The organism is Silvanigrella paludirubra (genome assembly GCF_009208775.1).
Classification (GTDB): domain Bacteria; phylum Bdellovibrionota_B; class Oligoflexia; order Silvanigrellales; family Silvanigrellaceae; genus Silvanigrella; species Silvanigrella paludirubra.
Genome location: NZ_WFLM01000005.1, coordinates 146,818 through 169,065, shown reverse-complemented (window position 1 = coordinate 169,065; position 22,248 = coordinate 146,818). Strand labels below are relative to the sequence as shown.

The following is a 22,248-nucleotide window of genomic DNA, read 5'->3' as shown; positions in this document are numbered from 1 at the left end:
ATCCATTTGGGGTCATTATGAGATTAATTCAAAAAATAAGTTTATATTTGAAAATCTTTTATTTCGTTTTTCTTTTTTTTATCTGCAGTAATGCTAATGCAATGGATAAAATATCTATTACAGCCTGTGTTGATGACAAACCTCTTTTTCCTATGGCTATGTTTGATAATAATAAGATGACAGGCATTAAATTTGATTTGATAAATTTAGCCATAGAAAAATTAAAAAAGAAGCAACTTTTAGATATTGATCTAAAAATTGAACAAGCGCCTTGGAAAAGATGTTTTGAAGATATTCGGAACGGTAAATTGGATATGATTATTTTAGCAGCATATACAAAAGAGAGAGAGGAGATTTTAGACTATCCTGATGGCGCAAATAATGAAAAAGAGTCATGTGCTTGCAAATTAATGGCTACATGTGATGGCTATACAGTAATTACTTTAAAAAATAATCCTTTTGAATATAAGGGGGATCCAAAATTAATTCCTAGACCTATTCGAGTTAGTTTGGGGTATTCTGTATCTGATCACTTAAAAGAATTGAATATACCTTTTGAAAACTCGTTTGATAGTGATAAAGCAGTTCAAAAATTATTAAGAGATGGTGATGGAAGTGTCTTAGGAAATCTTCACTACGCTGAATTTAGTGTAAATTATAATAAAGAATTTCATAATCTTATTAAATATTCTAAAAAGCCATTTCTTTTTCGTTCTTATTATTATCCCATATCCAAAAAATCAAAATTAACAACTGAACAAAAAAAACTTTTATGGAAAACTATTGCAGAACCAGCAAATAATCCAAAGTTAATGAGTAAAATATTAGAAAGATATAGAAAATAATATTTGAATTATTATTTCAAGGAATATCATGTTAAAAATATTATTTTCTATTTTTATTATATTTTATAGTCGTTTTATATTTGCTACATTTTCTATGGTTGCTATTGATAAAGAAACAAATATTTCTGGTTCTGTTTTTGCAACTTGTATTGATGAAGATGTTTCTCTTACAAATGAATTTATTGATTATGTGGTTTTTAATGGAAATGGATATGGTATAATGATTACCCAAGGATTAATTGGAAATCAAAATCTTGACTGGTATAATACTGCTGAACATATTATGTATCAAGACGATCCTTATTATTCAGCAGATTTTATTCTTCAATATCTTTCCTCTATTGATATGGATCCTTCTTACCAAGATAGACAATATCTTATTGTAAAAAAAAATATAAATAAACAATTTACTAACGCAGTAATCACTGGCGGTGGTGTTTTTGATAAAAAATATAGTATACTTGGTGAAACAAATAGATATGTTTATGCTATCGCGGGTAATTTATTAACAAACATTAATATAATTAAATTTATGGAAAAATCGTTTTTAAACACGAGAGGATCTTTAAGTGATAAGTTAATTCAGGCCATTTATGTAGTTTATAAAAATAAAGGATTGGGTGATAAAAGGTGTTTGAATTTAAATATAACTTCCAATCTAGCTTTTTTAAGAATATATAATAATATTGATATTAATTCAAGTGAAATAACTCATAATTGTTTTATAAATACAAAAAATAATACTAAAATAAATATAAAAGATGCTGTTAATGAACTTTATAAAAGCTATAAAAAAATAGGTTGTATTCATCAACAATAGAAATAAATTTTCAATAAATTGAAATTCTTTTATAAGTTGTGTCTAATTTTATTCAGTGGTAATAAAAACGGGTATGTTTTAAGCAAAGGAGCCGCCCGTGACAAAATTTGAAGCTTTTACCAAAGCCTTCGAACCTTCTCAAGCAGAAGCGAAATTACGTAACTATTGGAATATAAATAATTTTTATAAATCTTCCCGCAATCCAGATAAAAAGCCTTATACCATTGTGATGCCTCCTCCAAACGTCACGGGTGACTTAACAATGGGTCATATGATGTTTACCCTACAAGATATTCTCATTCGTTGGCATAGGGCGAAGGGGTATGAAGCATGTTGGATTCCTGGGACAGATCACGCAAGTATTGCCACTGAAGCTAAAGTAACAAAAATGTTGGCAGATCAAGGCATTTCTAAAAAAGAAATCGGTCGTGAAAAGTTTTTGGAACACGCTTGGGAGTGGAAAGAAAAATACGGCGGGCGCATTGAAGACTATTTAAAAACTTTGGGAATCAGTTGTGATTGGTCTCGTAATACTTTTACAATGGACGAAAAATATTCAGCAGCTGTTACTAAAGGTATTGTAAAGTTATATAAAGATGGTCTTATTTATAAAAACCATAGACTTGTAAACTGGTGCCCTGTAAGCCAATCGGTTATATCTGATGAAGAAGTCAATCCCGAAGAGCGCAATGGATCACTTTGGCATTTACGTTACCCTATTGAGGGAAGTTCAAATGAATATATAATTGTAGCAACCACCCGTCCCGAAACTTTGTTCGGAGACCTTGCTGTTGCCGTTCATCCAAGTGATGATCGCTATTCTCATTTAATTGGAAAAAATGTTTTAGTTCCTATTTGTAATCGTAAAATCCCAGTGATTGCAGATTATTTTGTAGAAAAAGAGTTTGGAACTGGTATTGTAAAAATCACTCCTGCTCACGATATGAATGACTTTGAAGTAGGTAAAAGACATAAATTAGGTTTATTAAATATATTTCATCCTGATGCACGTCTTAATGAAAATGCACCTGAATCTTATCAAGGTCTAGATCGTTTTGTTGCGCGTAAAAAACTTGTATCTGAATTAGAAGAACTAGGTCTTGTTGAAAAAATACAGCCACATAAACTTGTTGTCGGAATTTCTGAGCGCGGAAATGTGCCAATTGAATACTATTTAAGTGAACAATGGTACATTAAAATGGAAAAACTAGCAGACATGACTTTAGACGCAACTCGTTCTGGGCGTTTAAAATTAATACCAACACACCAAGAAAAAACATGGGAGCATTGGCTCACCAATATTCAAGATTGGTGTATTTCTCGTCAATTATGGTGGGGACATCGTTTACCAATGTACACATGTGATCAATGTAATCATGTGCATTGTGAAGAAAAACCTCCAATTAAGTGTGATAAATGTGGCCATGATAAATTAACTCAAGATCCCGATGCTCTCGATACTTGGGCAAGCTCTTGGCTATGGCCTTTTGGAGTTCATAATTGGGCGAATCCTTCTGAGCAAGAAAAATTAGATTTAGAATATTATTACCCAACAAATGTTATTGTTACGGGAGCTGATATTATATTCTTTTGGATTGCAAGAATGGTAATGGCAGGTGAGTATTTTACAGGTGAAACTCCATTTAAGCATTGTTACTTTACACCTATTGTTCGTGATTCTCGTGGTAGAAAAATGAGCAAATCATTAGGCAATTCTCCAGATGTTGCTGGCATAATGGCTAAATATGGTACCGATGCAATGCGTTTCTCTCTTGTGAATCAAATTGTTACTGGTCAAGATATTTTTTGGAGTGATGAGTGTTGTGAATTAGGTAAAACATTTGCAAATAAAATTTGGAATGCAACTCGTTTTTTAACTATGAATGCAGAAAAATTTAATGTTGATCCCTCTAAAATTTCATTTGATGATTTAAAATCAAAATCAGATGACGCCATTATGGGCTGGATTACAAGCGAATTTTTTGATGTTGTTAGAAAAGTTCATGATAATATTTCTCGTTATGAATTTTCCCAATATTCAAGCTCTATGTATGAATTTATTTGGATGACTTATTGCGATTGGTTTGTTGAGTTATTAAAACCACGTTTAGCAGATGAAAATAATAAAAATTTAGCAAAAGAAACATTAACTCTTGCATTCCAAATATTTGATGGAATTTTGCGGATTATGCATCCAATCATGCCTTTTATTACAGAAGAAATATGGCAACAATTAAATCCATCACATGAAGGAAAAACAATTGGGTTTGAAAAACTTCCAGAGTCAAGCTCACAAATGATCGATGAAAATTCAATTCATCATATGCGAGAAGTCCAGGCTGTGGTTATAGCTGTAAGAGCGATAAGAGGTAAATTTAATATTCACCCAGCCACAGAACTCACTGTTTATTTAAAAGATTCACAATCTCGATTTGGTAATTTAACTCCACAAATGGAAGCATTAGCAAAAGCTAAATTTAATTTTGCTACAGAGCAAAAAGGATTTTGTGCACCTTCTCTTGTAAATGGATCTGAACTTTTTGTAAGTTTGGAAGGATTGGTTGATAGACAAGCTGAAAAAGAGCGATTGCTTAAAAAAATTGAAAAGGTAACAAACACAATATCAGGTGTTGAAAAGCGTTTAAGCAACAAAGAATTTACCAACGGAGCCCCTGCTCATATTCTAGAAGGTGCCAAAAAGCAGCTTCTTGAAAATCAAAAAGAGCTTGAAATGTTGCAAGAATCTTTGAAATTACTTTAAGATAAAGAGAGAGCTTATAAGCTCTCTTTTATTTTTTTTATGGAAAGATGATTAATGAAACATTTATTTTGGCTAGATATGGAAATGTCTGGTTTAGAGCATACTAAAGAAAGAATTCTTGAAGTAGCTCTTTTGGTAACAGATTTATCTTTGAATATAGTTAAAGAATACGAAACTATCGTTTTTCAAGAGGATATTGTTTTAAAGGGAATGGATGCTTGGTGTACAGAGCATCATGGTAAGAGTGGTTTAACCGCAAAAGTCCCTCATGGTAAACCTGAGGCAGAGGTTGAAAAAGAACTTATAAAAATAATAAAAGAATTTTCCCCTTCAGATCGGGCATTACTTGCTGGTAATTCTATAGGACAAGATAGAAAATTTATTGATCAATGGATGCCTGATTTTGCAAAAACATTACATTATCGCATGTTAGATGTTTCTAGTTTTAAAATTTTGTTTGAAGGTATTTATAATAAAAAATATAATAAAAAACATAAGCATCGAGCTATTGATGATATAATTGAATCTATTGAAGAATTAAAGTTTTATATGCAATATATAAAGGTATAATATTTTATATTCCCTTCTTTATTTTTTATTTGTTCTTACAGGAAATAATATATGGAAAATATTTTATATAAAGATGAAAATAGTAAATACTGTTCTGATTGTGGAAAAATAATTAAATTGAGAGCAGAAATCTGTCCAAATTGTGGCTGCAGACAAGCTCATGCTTCAAATTTAAATGAAAAAAATAGGATTGCTGCTGCTTTATTTGCTTTCTTTTTAGGTTCATTTGGAGCGCATAAATTTTATTTAGGTAAAATTTGGCTAGGTGTTTTATATTTGATTTTTACATGGACTTTCATACCTAGCGTTATTTCCTTAATTGAAGGCATTTTATTTTTAATTATGTCTGATCAAGATTTTAATATGAAATATAATAGATAGTAATTTTATATAGGATTTATTTTTTTAAGAATTGTCCTATTTAATAAAATTTCATTGTGTAATTTATTCCTTAATTTTATTTGTTTGTAGTAAAATTCAGTTTCAATAATTGAGCTATCCAAGACTTCTAAATTGTCTTTAAATAAAATATTTTCAAAATTCAGTGAAACATTTTTCTGTCTACCATCAATAATTTCAGAGTGATTCGGGAATGTTTGTGTAAGTCTTTTTTTGACAATATCTAAATCAAATGGAGACATTATTTCATTTAAAGTATGGCCTCCTTCATAAAATACAAATAAACCAGTTACTATTCTTAAATAATCTCTTACCTGAGAAAATCTAAATGATGGAATTCCTCTATTGTATGTTTTCTTATAGTTTTTAATGAAATGAATAAATTTTATGTTTTTAATATATTCATCTGAGTTTTTAGGGAATTTTCTATCTATCCTGTACTTATCACAAAAGTTTTTACAATAAACTAAAAAACGTATTTGACAAAGAATAGAGCCTGACATCCCATTTACAACAGGATGAACTTGCTTGGCAAAGTTTGAAGTCAACCATGAATCTTTGTCGCTATTATTTCCCTTATTCGGAAAATCCATCTCAAATCTATCTGGACAACGTACATTACTGTCATTAAAGTCTTTATTTGTTACTCCATCATATTTTTTTAAATTCGAATCCATTTTTAAGTCCACTAAATTTCGCGGAGTTGGATCAATACTTCTTAAAATTCCTTGATGCTTGCTTTCAATTCTTCTAAAAAATCCGTTATCTAATCTACCGCGTTTTACATACAAAGGGTTTGAATTGTAAAGATTTGAATCTATACCTAATTCATCTTCATATATTTTACTCTTTATGCCTTTATCAGTTCCTTCTTTATCAGATGAATATTGCAAATAATGTAGATCATAAATATCAGCAATTATTTTTTTTTGTTTTGCAAAAACTTCTTCATCATGGTATTTTGACTCAATTATATTTTCTAGAGAAGAATCTAACGATTTTTTCTTAGCAGAGTATTGCTTTAAAGTGCTATTTTTATTTGGAGGGTTGTCGTTTTTTGCGTTTTTCCATTCATTAAAATGCTGTTTATGTATGACAATTTCGCTTAAATTTAACAAAAAATGAGTAAATTCTTCTAAATTTTTAATTCGATATTTAATTTTTTCCTGATGAATTGAGTTATTCGTTATTTTATGATTAATTGTATAATTTAAAAGTTTTTTTGCAAAAACAGTCTCAAAAAATCTTCTGCTGCTATCATTATTAATATCAAATTTTTCTTCTAAACTTAGATTTTTAAAGGTATTTTTATCCCCAATTAAAATTTTCTTTTTAATATCTGTATTTTTGGGATTGGTATCAATTAACTTTTGAAAATATGTTTGAGAATCAGCTCTCTGTAGTTTAGGTATTTCATTTGAAAATGAACCTTCTTGAATTTTTGTTTTAATAATTATATCATTTAAAGCAGGATCAGAGTTTTTGATAGTTTCATAAATATATCCATCATATTCCATGCCATATTTATAAATCCCACAAAAAACTGTTTTATTAGAATTTTTTGCTTTTGAATAAGAAATATTGTCAGCTATACCTGACCAAAATATTCCATTAGATATTTCGCCAGAAAAAGTCCCTAAATTATTATTAATGTTATATTGTATATTTTCAGCTTTTCCTTTCCACATTATTTTATTTTTAATCTCACCAGTAAAAGTTCCTCCACCAACTGAATAATTAATCACATGGCCATTAAATATTTCTGAATCATAAAATTTTCCATTAAATGTAGCGCCATTTAATTTGTAATTTTTTACTTCACCAGAAAACAATTTCCCATTTATTACTTTACCATAACAGTAGGAGTCATTATTATAAAGTTCCATGAATTTTGAGTCTTTATTATATGTATTGTAAATAGCAGGAAAGTATTTTTCTTCATTTATATTTGATATAATTATATTATAAGCTAAATCTTTGGCTAATAATATATATTTATCAATGTTTTTTTGTTTTTTTTCATCAAAAATAAATATAAAATTTTCTTGACTATAAAATATGATAGGGTCTAATAATGATAAAAATTCTTTCTCATTTATATTTTTATTATAAAATAATGGACTTGTATTACTGTCATTTTTTTTTATTTTATTTAAAATATAAAATCGACAAATTAAATAGATTATTTTTGCATAAAAAACAGGATAAGTTGTTTTTGAATCTAATAATTTTTCGGTTTTTAAAGCTGTAATTTGCAACGATTTTGGAAAATTATAATTCATATTTAATAATGTTTTATAATTAAAATTTAAAATATTTTTTGATGTTGATAATTTCTCTAAATTTTCTATGACTAAAAATAATTTTTGACCAAATTTAAGATCTTTATCAGATAATTTATCAAGTATATATACTTTTTCATTGTCAAGTAAATTCTTTGAATTCATAATATTAAATCCTTTATAATTTGTTAAAAATAATTTTATATTAATATTTATAATATAAATAAATTAACGATTATATATTACAAAATTCAACATAAATTATTGATTAAGAAATTTTTAAGAATAATCCATGTATTCAAAGTTGAGTTGGAATTTAAAAGTCTATAAGTATCAAGCTATTAAAAAAAAGTTATAGGTATATTGAGAAAAAAAATTTCGGGTTGTAATGCAATAATGACTTGGAATAAGGAAGACGTTTGTTTTTTGTTAATGCGGTAATAAATAAACAGATTGACGTAACTTAATTTTTCTAAGTTATTAATATAATTTATTTATATAGGCGGAATTTATGAAAATTAGTTCTTTAAAAAGTTTAGTATCTTTATCATTGATGGCAATATCTGTTGGACTTATATCTTGTAAAAAAAATACAAATGAATCTAAAGATCATGAAAAAATAGACATTCATAACCTTTTAACAGACATCATGGCGAAAGAAGAAAATAGAAGCGGGGTAACTGGTATTCCATTAACGTTACAATGTTCGGGTTATTTTTCTTCCAATCCAAAAACATTTAATATTGGAAAACAAAGTAAAAATGGAGAAATGATAACTGATCATAGTTTATTCCAAATAGGAGGCAATTCAAAGGTATTTATAAGTGTTGTAATGTTGCAATTAGAGAAAGAAGGGCGTTTGAGTATCGAAGATCCTGTGTCGAAATTTTTAAATGATAAATATCCTTTATGGAATAATATTAAAATTAAAAACATATTAAATATGACTTCTGGAATTCCAAATTATACTGATGAAAATAGAGTTGTGACTGATATTTTAAAACAATTTATAAAATTTCACTTTAAGCATATAACTTCAGAAGAAATTTTGGACTCTGTAAAAAATAAACCTCTTTTAGATCAAACAAAAAATAAATATAATTATTCAAATACAAATTATGTTTTAGCTGCTGAAATTATAAAGTCTATAACAGGTAAAGATATTTCAGAAGAAATTTTAGATCGTATTATAAAACCTTTAAAGTTAGAGCATACTTTTTATATTAAAACTTTTCCAAAAGAAAATGTTAAATTTCCTAATAACTTAATTCATGGTTATTATTATACAACTGAAGAAGAAGAACGAATATTTGAAAATGGAACAAATATTATTGATTTTTCTATGTCTTGGGCAAATGCTGGAATTTCAATAACCTCAAATTCATTGGATTTAAATACTTTTTTAAGATCTTTATTTTCAGGAAAACTATTGGATTCGGAACAACTCAAAAAATTAACAACATTAGTTGATCAAAATACGGGTGAAATTTTAATAAATGGAGTCAATGAAAATAATAGAGAAGGTTATGGTTTGGGTATAGAAGCAAGATATAATTCAATATTAAAAGAGATTGAATTTACCCATGGAGGTAGGACTTTTGGCTTTAGATCACAAATGAAATATTTTCCTTCTAAAAAAGCTTCTTTTGTAACAGCTTTCAATTCTAATGCTCTTTTATATACAAATGAAAATGCATTTTATCAAAATTTAGATAAATATATTGAGCAAAATTGTAAATAATTTATTATTTTTAAATATTGTTTCTAATAGATTCAAGCATTTGATTTTCACCAACAATCCAAAGGATATCATCTTCTTTTAAAATAGAGTCTGCCTTTGGATTTTTTATTCGCACATTTTCTCTTTCAATTCCAACAATAGTGCAATGATAGTCTTCACTAATTTTTGTATCTTTAATTAAAATTTCGTTTAAATAAGATTCCTTTTTAATAATAAATTTTTGTAAACAATAATCAATGACTTCTTTTGTTTTGTTGTTTTCTTTTGTAGACTTTTCTAATTCTTGACGGAGCTGTTCAATTTCTTCGTCGGTTGCAAAACATAATAAAATATCTCCTGGAAATATAATTTCTTTAGGTTTAGGAGAAATAAAAGAACTTTCTTCTCTTAAAATTCCTACAATATTTATTCCATATAAATCTCTCAAATTTGATTCTATAATTGATTTTCCAGAAATAAAAGAATTATTTGGAACATTTATTTCAATTAAGTGAGCATCCCATGGGGCTAATATAGAGTTCACATCACACATTTGTTTTGTGGATTCTTGATTGAAATTAGATTTAAATTGTGTTTCAAACCAAGCATAATATTGTGAAATTTGTCTTCTAAAGAATAATAAAAAAATGAGAGATGCAATTATGACTATAGAAACTGAAATAAGCGAAGGAATAAAATTCAAACTTAGAGAGCCAATTATTAAAATAGTTATAATTCTACTTATAAATAATACCAATGCTTTAATGCGAAGGCTTTTTTGAGTGGAGAGATCATTTGGATTGCATTGAAATGTATTGAGCATAGCCCAAGTGCTAGGAGCTGCAATTAAAAAAGCAGTAATCCAAGAAAATAATTTTGATAATTTTTCAGACTCAACATACCCATTTATAAAAGGCTCAAATTTTACAGAAATAATAGAATAAATAGTTATGATTGCAATTAAATTTAAAAACCATTTCATTATTTTTAAATTAAATGTTTTTTGTTTTTCTTCGATTATACTAAATTTCTGAAATCTATTTATATAACTATTAATGTATTCATTTATTTTTTTGGGAATTTTATTTTCAATTTTTTGTGAAATATTTACCGATGCTTTTATTAAATAGGGTGTTGTAAATGTTGTTATGATAGATGCAGTTACGATAATAGGATATAGTTTATCATCAATTACTTTAAAACTAATACCAAGAGTAGCGATAATAAATGAGAACTCACCAATTTGTGCTAAACTAAATCCAGTTTGTAAAGCATTAGGAACTCTTTGTCCTGTTAATATCGATCCAAAAGTGACAGATGATAATTTACCAAAAATAATTACAGCAGAAATTAATAAAATTGCTCCCAAATTATTTAAAATAGCATTGGGATCTAAAAGCATACCAACGGAAACAAAAAAAACAGCGCCAAAAATATCTTTTAAGGGCTCTACTAAATGCTCTATTCTTTTTGCCTCTGGACTTTCTGCAATTATAGAACCCATAATAAAGGCGCCAAGCGCAACGGAGTAATTAAAATAAGATGCTAAAGCAACAAGACCTAAACATAATGCTATTGCTACAACAACTAGCATTTCGCTATTATTTTGTTGTCCTACTTTTTTAACTAATCTTGGTACTAAAAATATCCCAATTAAAAACCATGCTCCTACAACAACAGCTAGTTTTCCACCCGCTATTAATAACTCAATTCCATTAAAACTTGATGTTAAAGAAATATTTGTAAGTGCAACAATCATTAAAATAGCAGCAAGATCTTCTACAATTAAAATTCCAAAAACCAATTCGGCAAAGCGTTTCTTTTTTAATCCAAGTTCTTCAAATGCTTTTATAATGATTGTAGTTGAAGATATGGCAATCATGCATCCTAAAAAAATGGAATCCATGTTTGTCCAGCCTAATAATTTAGCTGTTGTTAGGCCTAATGTAATCATAACTATAATTTGAATGATTGCTGTTCCTGCAGCAGATACCCCTACTTTAGCTAATCGGCGAAAGCTAAATTCCAAACCTAGTGCAAACATAAGAAAGATAACGCCAAGTTCTGCTAACGTTTTAAGCGAATCGACGTCGACTATGGAAAAAAACGGGTGTGTATAAGGGCCAACAATAATACCAGCAACAATATATCCTAAAACAACAGGCTGATTTATTTTCCGAAATACATAAGTGACAATAGCAGCTACTCCCAAAATAACTGCTAAATCAATAATAAGTTGTGGTATATGATTCATTTAATATCCTTTAATTTAAAATGAAAGGAGTTTTCCTAATTCATCTTATTCAAAAACTATTTCCTAGTATTGCACACAGAAAATTGAATCAAAAGGATAAAAATAAATTTAATAGATATATTTTTATATGATAATTTAAGAATTCATTCAAAATTTGAAATGAAATGGAATGTTATTATATTAATCAAATTTAAGAATAGAAAAATGGTAAATAATTTTTTTATTTTTATAATATTTATTATAAAAAATATAGTTTATTCCAATATTATCATGGTATTTATTTTGATTTTTATAAGATATTTTTCTTCGAAAAAAAAGTGTAAATTTATGTATATGTAATTTATTATTTATTTTGTTTTTATTATTGTTTTTTATTTTAATTAAATTATAAAAAATTATATTTAGTAAAGTTTATAATTGACAAAATAAAATTTAAATGCAATTTTAATTATCTAAACATAAAGAATTTATCTAATTCTTATCAAAATCAAGGGCTTATCATGAAAAAATCTATTTTATTTACATCAATTTTTACATTAGCAATAACGGAGGCTGTTTTTGCAGAAAATATAAAAGATAATGAAGGAAATAGTCTGGTTTCTCATGAAAAATATTATATAAAAACGGCAACTGATTCTTTTATTTACCCAAATTTGAACGATAGTTATATTATAAAATCAAATAATACTTTAGAGAATCAGAACGCTAATATTAATGCAGAAATTAATGCTGAAAATCAGGCACAAAACAAAAAACAGCTACACGTTTCTGATAATTTAGAAATAACTTTTTTTAATAAAAAAGAGAATGTTTCTTTAGGAAAGTTAATGAATCGAGCTCAGACTCAATTTCTAGTAATAGAAAATAACAAGGAAATAAAACCAACATTATTTAATTTAATTAAAACTAATGATAATAATAATACTTATTATCTTGTTAATAAAGAAAATGGTTATTACTTATCTTGTGAAAATTTCCTTAATCCTCAATTATGTTTTATTGTTGAAAAAAGTACAGCTACAGAACAATCACTAACAAAAATTAAATTTGTATTAGTGACTCCAAAAGTACCAAATACTGAGAATCCAGTTAAAGAACCAAATGATATAGAAAAAATAAGTTCTGAATTAGCGAAGTTAGAAAAGAGAATTCGCGAAGAATTGGCACGTTGGGATTCTCAATTTAGAGAACTTACAACTGAAGAACAGCTTCAGCATTTTCGTGATAAAGTAGATGCTTTCAAAAGAGAAAGTGATAAAGCATTAGTTAAATTTGATGCTGAAAAAATTCAACCACTATTCAATTATTTAAATAATGAATCTAATAAAATTATTTCTAAAATTGATGAAAAAATAAAAGCAGATAGAACTGCGCAACTTTTAAGAGAAGAAGCAGATAGAACTGCACAACGTATAAGAGAAGAGGCTGATCGTGCTGCACAACAAGCAAGAGAAGAAGCGGATCGAACTGCACAGCGTATAAGAGAAGAGGGTGAACGTATTGCCAAGCAAATTGAAGAAGCAAAAAATAAATTTCGTAAATGGTTTTAGTTTTTAATTTAAATCAAGCTAATTTTTTGGAGAAGGGGGTTCATTTTTAACCTCCTTTTTTTATATATGATAATTAATTTTAATATCTTGATAAATAAATCTAAGTAACAGAATTAAAATTTTGCATATCGATGATATTAGATCAAATCAAAAAATTCAAGCATTTACTTTTGAAGTATTAAAGTATAAAATATATTTTATTTTTAATCTCTGGAATCTATCAAAATATTTTAAATAAAAGAGTGTCAAATTATAAAATAGGAATTTTTTAAATGTATTTAACTAAAAAATTTTTCAGGAATATTTTTGTTTTTTCACTGGTACTTTCTCTGTCTTTAAAGACTTTTGCAGATGAGGCAAAAATTTATTGCACATCAATAAATGGATCATGGCAATGGTTACCTAATCTTAAAATAAATAAAAGATTTGCCCTTGATTTTTCTGCAGGTATTTATGTTAATAAATATAATCCTCCGGTTAGAGTTTATGGAAAATGGAAAAGTGGGATGATGAACAATAAACAGTTTAATTATTTTTTAATTGATGGTGGAAAAGATCTTATTGATTCATTAAAAAATGATTGTAAAAAAATACTTGGTGCTGAATATATATTTGCATATCCATATCATGATTCTCTAATGTATAGTGGTTATCACATTTTTAGTTATTTAACTGAAGATGGAAAGTATCAATTTGAAAATAATTATGTTTTAGAAAATTAATTCAATTATTTCTATATAAATATGAAAAATGATATTAAGAATATTTTTACTAAAATTTTATTTATCTGTTAATTTAAACAATTCTTCTTATAAAAAAATAAAGTAGCTTGGATTAAATTCCAAATTGACATTCATGAATTGAATGTATATGCTGTCAAAAATTATAAACTAAAAACAAATAAATAAAGGAATAAATATGATACATAATTATCAACATTCAGGATCATTATTGCTTAAATTTTTAGAGGAAGGATCATTACTTGTAAATGTTGGCGTTTATGATGCAGCTTCTGCTTTAATCGCTTCACAATTTCCAGAAACGAAGGGATTATTTGTAAGTGGTTTAGGTTATACCTATTCCCAATTTGCTTGGCCAGATGTCGGATTAATTAACTCAAATGAAATTATTAATGCGGCAAAAATTATTCGCTCAAATAATCCGGATATATTTTTAACCTGTGATATTGATTCTGGATTAGGAGGGAAAGAACAATTAAGAAGAACATGTACTGAATTAAAAAATTTAGGAGTCTCTGCTGTCCAATTAGAAGATCAAACTTTAGATGATAAAGTTTGTGGTCATATTCCTACAAAAGTAGTTCGACCATTGCAAGAATCCGTAGATCGTCTTTCCTTAGCTCTTGAGGCGTCCTATCCTATGCAGGTTATTGCGCGAACGGATTCTTCTTTTAAAAATGAGGAAGCGTTTAATCGATTAAATGCATTTATGAACGCAGGCGCTCAAATTGTAATTGTAGATGGGATAAATGAATTAGAGTTAAATGAAGTGATTAAATTTGTGAATAAAAGAGCTTTTATTATGGCAAATGTTGTCGATGGAGGAAAATTAAAACAACACTCTGCAAGTTATTTTCAAAAGCTTGGTATTTCAATTATGAATTTAAGTGCACCTTTATTATTTAGCTCAATATTTGCCATGAAACAACGGATGGAATGGATGATTAAAAATAACTGGGAAAATATATCAAATGAAAAAATCACACCTCTTTCAGAAGTTAATAAATTAATGACAGAAAATTATAATTTTTTTATTTCAAATAATAGAAAGAGTAAAATTGTATGATTGAAATTTTTTATTTACTTTTATTAGGTTCTTTTACTGGAATTTTAGCTGGATTACTTGGTATTGGTGGAGGAATAATTCTTGTTCCTACATTATTATGGGTTTTTCAAAATCAACCACAAATAAATCAAAATCATTTAATGCAAATTGTTTTAGCAACATCTTTAACAACAATCATATTTACTGCCATTTCATCCATACGTGCTCATCAAAAAAGAAAAGCAATTCAATGGAGTTTAGTAAAAAAACTTGCCCCTGGAATGGTTTTAGGTACTTTATTAGGAGCTTTTGTTGCGAGCTCTTTATCAAATAATATTTTGAAAATTATTTTTGGAACTTTTCTTTTGTTAATTTCTCTACAGCTTTTAATACAAGCAGAGCCAAAAGCCATGAAAGAATTTCCAGGTAAAATTGGAAGTGGTTTGAGTGGTTTTTTAATAGGAAATATGAGCGCTTTAGTTGGTATAGGTGGAGGTTCTTTAGTTGTTCCTTTATTGCTTTGGTTTCGTATTCCAGTCCGTAATGCGATTGCTACATCTGCGGCTTGCGGATTGCCAATAGCTCTAGCAGGTGCATTAGGTTATGTTTTAGTTGGAATAAAAAATGGGCTTGGCTTTACAGCTGGATACATTTATTGGCCTGCTGTTTTTTCAATTGTCCCTACAAGCCTTTTGTTTGTTCCTTTAGGTGCTAAACTTGCTCACTCTATGCCTGTTGGTGTTTTAAAGAAAATATTTGCTGTATTTTTAATATTAATTAGCTCAAAAATGTTAATAAGCAATTTATTGTAAGATTTTTTTTGTGGTAAAAATACTTTTTTAAAAAATTACAGGTAAACAAATTTCAACAAGCATTCCAATAAGAAAATTCAAATCAATATAAATACCTATTCGATTTATAATGATTTGAGAAGTAAATTCGGTTTGTGGAATTTCAATTAATATAATATTCCAAATTTTTAATATTCTATTTATTATAGAGTGATTTAATTTTCAGCAAAAATTTTTTTTCGAAAATTGCTTCAATATCCTATAGAAAAATTTTTTTAATAAGAATAGAAAGGAAGTCATATACATAACACCTACGATTGTAGTTAGGATAGAAGATGCTTACAGGTGAATTAAGAAATCAAATCGACAAAATCTGGGACTCCTTTTGGACTGGTGGAATTTCAAACCCACTAGAGGTTCTTGAACAAATTACATATTTACTCTTCATACGACGCCTTGATGATCTTCAAACTCTAGAAGAAAACAAAGCGACCCGCTTAAAAAAATCCATGGAAAAACAAATTTTCCCCAATGGAAAAGATCAAAAAGGACGAAACTACCAAGATTTGCGTTGGTCGCGTTTTAAAAACCAATCCCCCGCAGAAATGTTTACGGTGATTAGCGAACATGTGTTTCCTTTTCTTCGAAATTTGGGTGGCGATGGTTCTACGTATTCAGGTCATATGAAGGACGCTCGTTTTACGATACCAACACCTGCATTGCTTGCAAAAGTTGTTGATTTACTCGATCAAGTTCCTATGGAAGATAGAGATACCAAAGGCGATTTGTATGAATATATGCTCGGTAAAATTGCGACAGCAGGTCAAAATGGACAATTTCGTACTCCAAGACACATCATTCGTTTGATGGTTGAAATGATGAAACCAAATCCCAAAGATGTGATTTGCGATCCTGCTAGTGGCACATGCGGTTTTTTAGTGGCAGCCAGTGAATATTTACGCGAAAAACACCCTGAAATACTCCGAGATGCAAAACTAAAAGATCACTTTCATCACAAAGCTTTTCATGGTTTTGATTTTGATAGCACGATGTTACGTATTGGTAGTATGAATATGCTTTTGCACGGTGTGGAAAATCCCGATGTTTTGTATCGTGATTCTCTGTCACAAGATCATTCCGATGAAGAGGAAAAATACACGTTACTTCTTGCAAATCCACCCTTTGCTGGTTCTCTTGATAATGAAAATGTTGCTAAAAATTTACAACAAGTGGTGAAAACCAAAAAAACCGAATTGTTATTTCTTGCCCTTATTTTACAGCTTTTAAAACCAGGCGGACGTGCTGCTGTCATTGTTCCCGATGGAGTTTTATTTGGCTCCAGTAAAGCACATAAAGAGTTACGAAAAATGATTGTGGAAGAACAAAAACTCGATGCTGTTGTTTCTTTACCTGGCGGTGTTTTTAAACCTTATGCTGGTGTTTCAACCGCAATTTTATTTTTTACAAAAACAAATTCTGGTGGAACTGACTCGGTTTGGTTTTATGATGTTAAAGCGGACGGTTGGAGTTTAGATGACAAACGTACCCCTTTATTAAGTGAAGATAAACTTGGTGCTACAATACAAGTTAAATTAAATAGTGATGAATTAAATAAAAATAATTTACCCGATGTCCTTTCTCGTTTCGAAAAAAGAAATACAGAAGAACGAAAACGCAAACGTACCGAACAAAGTTTTTGTGTTCCTAAAAAAGATATTGTCGCTCAAGACTACGATTTAAGTTTGAACCGCTACAAAGAAGTTGTGCATGAGGAAGTAGAACATCGTGCTCCTTTAGAAATTCTTGCAGACCTTGCGAAATTAGAAACCGAAATTCAGCGAGGGATGAAAGAGTTAGAAGGGATGTTGGGATGAAAGCGTGGGAACAAGTTTTTTTAACTGAGATTTGCAGACCAAAACAGTGGCCAACAATCACACAAGAACAGTTAACTGAAATCGGATATCCTGTTTATGGTGCAAATGGAGTTATTGGATATTTTGATCGTTACAATCATGAAGAACCCACAATATTAATTACATGTAGAGGTGCTACATGTGGAACTATCAACGTGTGTGAATCAAAATCATACGTCACTGGAAATGCAATGGCACTTGATAATCTTGATACTTTAAAAGTTAATCAAGATTATCTGGCTCATTTTTTAAAGCATAAAGGTTTTAAATATATAATTACCGGTGCAGCGCAGCCACAAATTACTCTTCAATCGCTTGGAAAATATAAAATAGATCTCCCCCCCCTCCCAGAACAAAAAAGAATTGCAGACATTCTTGATCGCGCTGACGAACTTCGCACAAAACGCCGCCAAGCTATTGAGCATCTGAATGAACTTAAAAAATCTATTTTTTTGGATATGTTTGGTGATCCTGTGACAAATTCGAAGGGATGGGTAATTAAGCCCCTGGAGCAATTAGTTCATGAATTCAGATACGGAACATCAAATAAATCGGGTGAAAAGGGTTATCCAACATTAAGAATTCCAAATGTTTTTCAGGGTGAATTAAATTTTGAAGAAATTAAAAATGTTTTAGTTGATGATTCAGAATTTCATAGATTAAAATTACAAGAGGGTGATTTATTAATTGTAAGAACAAATGGTAATCAAAATTATGTTGGCAGATGCGCTGTTTTTGAAACTTGTCGAGTAATTGAATCTGGGTACGATGATAATATATTTATTTATGCATCATATCTTATTAGATTAAGATTAAGGAATGAAGTTAATTCTATTTATTTACGCGATTTTCTTTTAAGTCAAGAAGGTCGACGACAATTATTATCTAAAAGCAAAACTTCTGCAGGACAGTATAATATTAATACACAAGGACTTGGGTCTATAAATATTCCAATCCCTTGTCCCAATCTTCAAAAAAAATACATTAACCGTATTGTTGTTATTTCAAAACAGATTAAAATTTATCAATTATTTTTTGAACAACTTAATAACTTATTCTCCTCCCTCCAAGACCGCGCCTTTAAAGGCGAACTTAGCAAAAATGATTCCTTAGAAAGTATTTTAAAAAACCATGCAAAAAACCAAAACAAACAACCAGAGAGCCAATTATGAGCAACTTTTCTTTTCTTCAAGCAGATTGGGAGTTCCTATACGAAGCAGCAAATAAAGCAGAAAATTCGATACATCATGATCCACGAACGTCTTGTTTTTATACAAGACGTTGTCTTGAGCTTGCTGTTTCTTGGTTATATAAGTTCGATAATTCATTAAGCATGCCTTACCAAGATAATTTAAGTTCCCTTATTCATGAAAAAACATTTAAAGACCTTGTTGGCGAAGCATTATTTCAAAAAATGCGGATCATTACAAAACTAGGTAACAATGCTGTTCACAGCAATAGAGAAGTAACAACCAGAGACGCGATGTCAACGGTAAAAGAATTATTTCACATATGTTATTGGTTAGCGCGGGGATATAATAAATATCAAAAACTACCCGAGTCATTAATCTTTGATGATTCTTTAGTCCCCCAAACAATTCTTGTTCCAAAAAAGACCATTGAACAATTAAAAAAATACGAAACCGAATATCAAGAACAAAAAGAAAAAAATTCCAAATTAATAAATGATAAAACAAATTTAGATTCTGAAATTGAAAAATTAAGAGCAGAGATTGCAGAAATTAAAAAGCTAAATTCGGCAAGAATAGATACCCATGATTACTCCGAAGAGCAAACGCGAGATTATTTTATTGATCTCTTATTAAAAGAAGCAGGTTGGTCTTTAGGTAATGAAAAAGATCGAGAATATAAAGTAACAGGCATGCCAAGCAATTCAGGCGTTGGGTATGTTGACTATGTTTTGTGGGGGGATGATGGCAAACCACTTGGCGTTGTCGAAGCTAAACGTACTAAAAAAGATCCACAAATAGGGAAAGAACAAGCAAAACTGTATGCCGATTGCTTAGAAAAAGAACATGGTGTGCGTCCCGTTATTTTTTACACAAATGGCTACGATCATTATTTGTGGGATGATTTAAATTATCCTCCAAGAAAAGTTCAGGGTTTTTATACAAAACAAGAACTGCAACTCTTAATCCAGAGACGTAACACAAAAAAATCTATAGTTGATGCAGAAATAAATGATGAAATTGCAGGCCGTTATTATCAATACCGTGCCATAAAAAAAATATGCGAATCTTTTGAAAAAGAAAAAAATCGCAAAGCTTTGGTTGTTATGGCCACAGGAACAGGTAAAACGAGAACTGTTATTGCTCTGTGCGATGTTCTTATGCAAAGTAATTGGGTAAAACGAGTTTTGTTTTTAGCGGATAGAGTTTCGCTTGTAAAACAAGCTTTAAATGCGTTTAAAAAATTTCTGCCAAATTCTTCGCCTGTTAATTTAATTGAAGACCATGCAGGACAAGGGCGTGTGTGTGTTTCAACTTATCAGACTATGATGGGATTAATTAACGAAACAAATGAAGAAAAAAGAATTTTTACCCCAGGTTATTTTGATTTAATTATTGTAGATGAAGCACACCGTTCCGTATATCAAAAATACAAACATATTTTTAGTTACTTTGATTCGTTGCTTGTGGGGCTTACTGCTACTCCAAGAAGTGAAATAGATAGAAACACTTACGATCTTTTTGATCTCCAAGAAAATGTTCCAACAGATGCTTATGAATTATCAATTGCCATAGAAGAAAAATATTTAGTTCCTCCTATTCCTACTTCTGTTCCTACATGGTTTTTACGAGAAGGAATTAAATACAATGAACTTTCAGATCAAGAAAAACAGCAATGGGATGAAATAGAATGGAGTGAAGGAGCAGATGAAATAAGACCTCAAACCATTGATGCTAGTGCTCTCAATAACTGGCTCTTTAACGTGAATACCGTAGATAAAGTTTTAGAATATTTAATGACGCGAGGTATTTGTGTAAATGGTGGCGATCGAATTGGAAAAACTATTATATTTGCAAAAAACCAAGCACACGCAAATTTTATTGCGGAGCGTTTTGATGCAAATTATCCTCATTATAAAGGTTCATTTGCCAAAATTATTACCCATAGTACAGCCTATGCACAAAATATTTTGGAAGACTTTTCAATAAAAGAGAAAGATCCACACATAGCCATTTCTGTAGATATGCTTGATACAGGGATAGATGTTCCAGAAGTTGTGAATCTTGTCTTTTTTAAAATGGTCAGATCAAAAACCAAGTTTTGGCAAATGATAGGTCGCGGTACTCGTTTATGCCCTGATTTATTTGCTCCAGGCAAAGACAAAGAAAATTTTTATATTTTTGATTATTGTCAAAACTTAGAATTTTTTGGACAAAATCCAGAACTAAAAGAACCTTCTGTTCAAAAATCTATTTCACATCGTTTATTTACTACAAGGCTTGAATATATTCAAAGTTTAAATAATGATGCCAATTACATTGGAATTATTAATGACACAAAAAAGGAACTACACAAAGAAATAGCAGCAATAAATGTAGAGAATTTTGTAGTCAGGCACTATAGAAAAAGTGTTGAAAAATTTGCTAATTTTGATTCTTGGAAAGAATTAACTGAAGATGATTATGAAGCCCTGTCTAACGAAGTTGCTGGCCTACCATGTGAATTAGAAGCAGAGCCTCAAGAATTAAAAAGATTTGATATTTTAATGTACCAAATGCAAATATCTATATTAAACGACCAATTAGACTATCAAAAGTATTCTGAAAAATTAATTTCAATTTGTAATTTGCTTCAAGAAAAATCGAATATACCTAGCGTAGCTAAACATATGGATCTTATAATAGACATTCAAAATGAAGAATGGTGGCAAGATATCAACATTCCTATACTTGAAAATACACGAAAAAATCTTAGAAATTTAGTTGTCTTTATTGAAAAATCTCAAAGAAGAATTGTTTATACCAATTTTGAGGACATAATTGATGAAGGCACAATTGTTCCTATTCCAATTTCAGGGGAAAATAGTAACTTTTCTGCTGAGGGAAATTTAGAAAACTTTAAAATAAAAGCACAATTATTTTTAAAAAAACATTTAAATCATATATCAATTCATAAAATTAAAATGAATGTTCCTTTAACAAAACAAGATCTTTTAGAAGTTGAAAAAATATTTATTGAAAATAATATTGGGAACGAAGAGTCTATTCATCTTATTTCACAACAATCGGATGGCCTTGGTGTATTTATTCGAAGCCTTGTAGGATTAGATAAAGAAGCAGCTAAAAACGCTTTTTCGGAATTTTTAAATGGAAAAACATTAAGAAGCAGTCAAGTTGATTTTATAAATTTAATTATCAATTACTTAACTGCTAAAGGTAACATGGATCCTAAATTACTTTATGAATCACCATTTACAGATCTTAGCAATAAAGGACCTGAGGGAATTTTTAATATAAAAGAAATAGATCATATTTGTGATATTTTATCCATAATTCATAAAAATGCGAAAGTCGCTTAAATAGGAAAA

Annotated in this window: 15 protein-coding genes; 13 read left to right on the top strand and 2 right to left on the bottom strand. The window is 29.1% G+C overall.

From position 1 onward, the window contains the following. The first annotated feature begins 17 nt into the window (after positions 1–17). The 5 genes from GCL60_RS14050 (at position 18) to GCL60_RS14030 (ending at position 5,377) form a co-directional block, all read left to right on the top strand. Complete coding sequence (locus tag GCL60_RS14050; RefSeq protein ID WP_153421311.1) at positions 18–845, top strand: transporter substrate-binding domain-containing protein; 828 nt, start codon at positions 18–20, stop codon at positions 843–845. Between the two features lie 28 nt (positions 846–873). After that, complete coding sequence (locus GCL60_RS14045; protein ID WP_153421310.1) at positions 874–1,665, top strand: DUF1028 domain-containing protein; 792 nt, start codon at positions 874–876, stop codon at positions 1,663–1,665. Positions 1,666–1,762: 97 nt separating this feature from the next. After that, positions 1,763–4,426, top strand: a complete 2,664-nt coding sequence (locus GCL60_RS14040; protein WP_153421309.1) for a valine--tRNA ligase — start codon at positions 1,763–1,765, stop codon at positions 4,424–4,426. Positions 4,427–4,480: 54 nt separating this feature from the next. After that, on the top strand, positions 4,481–4,996 hold the full coding sequence (gene orn, locus GCL60_RS14035) for an oligoribonuclease (RefSeq protein WP_153421308.1): 516 nt from the start codon (positions 4,481–4,483) through the stop codon (positions 4,994–4,996). A 51-nt stretch (positions 4,997–5,047) separates the two neighbouring features. After that, a complete protein-coding gene (locus GCL60_RS14030; RefSeq protein WP_153421307.1) occupies positions 5,048–5,377 on the top strand; it encodes a TM2 domain-containing protein in 330 nt (109 codons plus the stop codon). A 5-nt stretch (positions 5,378–5,382) separates the two neighbouring features. On the opposite strand, the gene GCL60_RS14025 is transcribed toward GCL60_RS14030, so the two are convergent. Further along, complete coding sequence (locus tag GCL60_RS14025) at positions 5,383–7,842, bottom strand: hypothetical protein (protein WP_153421306.1); 2,460 nt, start codon at positions 7,840–7,842, stop codon at positions 5,383–5,385. 346 nt (positions 7,843–8,188) lie between these two features. Here GCL60_RS14025 and GCL60_RS14020 point away from each other — a divergent pair, with 346 nt between their 5' ends. Continuing rightward, a complete protein-coding gene (locus GCL60_RS14020) occupies positions 8,189–9,418 on the top strand; it encodes a serine hydrolase domain-containing protein (RefSeq protein ID WP_153421305.1) in 1,230 nt (409 codons plus the stop codon). Positions 9,419–9,428: 10 nt separating this feature from the next. Here the strand turns inward: GCL60_RS14020 and GCL60_RS14015 are convergent, their stop codons facing one another. Next, the gene (locus tag GCL60_RS14015) at positions 9,429–11,651 is read right to left on the bottom strand and encodes a monovalent cation:proton antiporter family protein (RefSeq protein WP_153421304.1); all 2,223 of its coding nucleotides are present in this window, start codon (positions 11,649–11,651) and stop codon (positions 9,429–9,431) included. A gap of 500 nt (positions 11,652–12,151) precedes the next feature. Here GCL60_RS14015 and GCL60_RS14010 point away from each other — a divergent pair, with 500 nt between their 5' ends. The 7 genes from GCL60_RS14010 to GCL60_RS13980 all read left to right on the top strand — a co-directional run bounded on the left by GCL60_RS14010 (position 12,152) and on the right by GCL60_RS13980 (position 22,239). Further along, a complete protein-coding gene (locus GCL60_RS14010; RefSeq protein WP_153421303.1) occupies positions 12,152–13,201 on the top strand; it encodes an SPFH domain-containing protein in 1,050 nt (349 codons plus the stop codon). Between the two features lie 272 nt (positions 13,202–13,473). Then, positions 13,474–13,923: a hypothetical protein gene (locus tag GCL60_RS14005; RefSeq protein WP_153421302.1), complete on the top strand. Its 450-nt coding sequence runs from the start codon at positions 13,474–13,476 to the stop codon at positions 13,921–13,923. Positions 13,924–14,119: 196 nt separating this feature from the next. Continuing rightward, positions 14,120–15,007: an isocitrate lyase/PEP mutase family protein gene (locus tag GCL60_RS14000; protein WP_153421301.1), complete on the top strand. Its 888-nt coding sequence runs from the start codon at positions 14,120–14,122 to the stop codon at positions 15,005–15,007. Continuing rightward, a complete protein-coding gene (locus tag GCL60_RS13995; protein ID WP_153421300.1) occupies positions 15,004–15,798 on the top strand; it encodes a sulfite exporter TauE/SafE family protein in 795 nt (264 codons plus the stop codon). Before GCL60_RS14000 ends, GCL60_RS13995 begins: the two co-directional genes overlap by 4 nt. Before the next feature lie 314 nt (positions 15,799–16,112). Next, positions 16,113–17,651, top strand: a complete 1,539-nt coding sequence (locus GCL60_RS13990) for a type I restriction-modification system subunit M (RefSeq protein WP_153421299.1) — start codon at positions 16,113–16,115, stop codon at positions 17,649–17,651. Then, a complete protein-coding gene (locus GCL60_RS13985; protein ID WP_153421298.1) occupies positions 17,648–18,862 on the top strand; it encodes a restriction endonuclease subunit S in 1,215 nt (404 codons plus the stop codon). The genes GCL60_RS13990 and GCL60_RS13985 overlap by 4 nt, the downstream gene beginning before the upstream one ends. Further along, positions 18,859–22,239 (top strand): DEAD/DEAH box helicase family protein, encoded by a 3,381-nt coding sequence (locus tag GCL60_RS13980; protein ID WP_153421297.1) that lies wholly within the window; start codon positions 18,859–18,861, stop codon positions 22,237–22,239. The genes GCL60_RS13985 and GCL60_RS13980 overlap by 4 nt, the downstream gene beginning before the upstream one ends. Positions 22,240–22,248: the final 9 nt, after the last annotated feature.

Bases quoted from the DNA above. Each gene is read 5' to 3' on its own strand.
- GCL60_RS14050 (WP_153421311.1), top strand. From the start codon at position 18: ATGAGATTAATTCAAAAAATAAGTTTATATTTGAAAATCTTTTATTTC.
- GCL60_RS14045 (WP_153421310.1), top strand. From the start codon at position 874: ATGTTAAAAATATTATTTTCTATTTTTATTATATTTTATAGTCGTTTT.
- orn (WP_153421308.1), top strand. From the start codon at position 4,481: ATGAAACATTTATTTTGGCTAGATATGGAAATGTCTGGTTTAGAGCAT.
- GCL60_RS14030 (WP_153421307.1), top strand. From the start codon at position 5,048: ATGGAAAATATTTTATATAAAGATGAAAATAGTAAATACTGTTCTGAT.
- GCL60_RS14025 (WP_153421306.1), bottom strand. From the start codon at position 7,842: ATGAATTCAAAGAATTTACTTGACAATGAAAAAGTATATATACTTGAT.
- GCL60_RS14020 (WP_153421305.1), top strand. From the start codon at position 8,189: ATGAAAATTAGTTCTTTAAAAAGTTTAGTATCTTTATCATTGATGGCA.
- GCL60_RS14015 (WP_153421304.1), bottom strand. From the start codon at position 11,651: ATGAATCATATACCACAACTTATTATTGATTTAGCAGTTATTTTGGGA.
- GCL60_RS14010 (WP_153421303.1), top strand. From the start codon at position 12,152: ATGAAAAAATCTATTTTATTTACATCAATTTTTACATTAGCAATAACG.
- GCL60_RS14005 (WP_153421302.1), top strand. From the start codon at position 13,474: ATGTATTTAACTAAAAAATTTTTCAGGAATATTTTTGTTTTTTCACTG.
- GCL60_RS14000 (WP_153421301.1), top strand. From the start codon at position 14,120: ATGATACATAATTATCAACATTCAGGATCATTATTGCTTAAATTTTTA.
- GCL60_RS13995 (WP_153421300.1), top strand. From the start codon at position 15,004: ATGATTGAAATTTTTTATTTACTTTTATTAGGTTCTTTTACTGGAATT.
- GCL60_RS13990 (WP_153421299.1), top strand. From the start codon at position 16,113: ATGCTTACAGGTGAATTAAGAAATCAAATCGACAAAATCTGGGACTCC.
- GCL60_RS13985 (WP_153421298.1), top strand. From the start codon at position 17,648: ATGAAAGCGTGGGAACAAGTTTTTTTAACTGAGATTTGCAGACCAAAA.
- GCL60_RS13980 (WP_153421297.1), top strand. From the start codon at position 18,859: ATGAGCAACTTTTCTTTTCTTCAAGCAGATTGGGAGTTCCTATACGAA.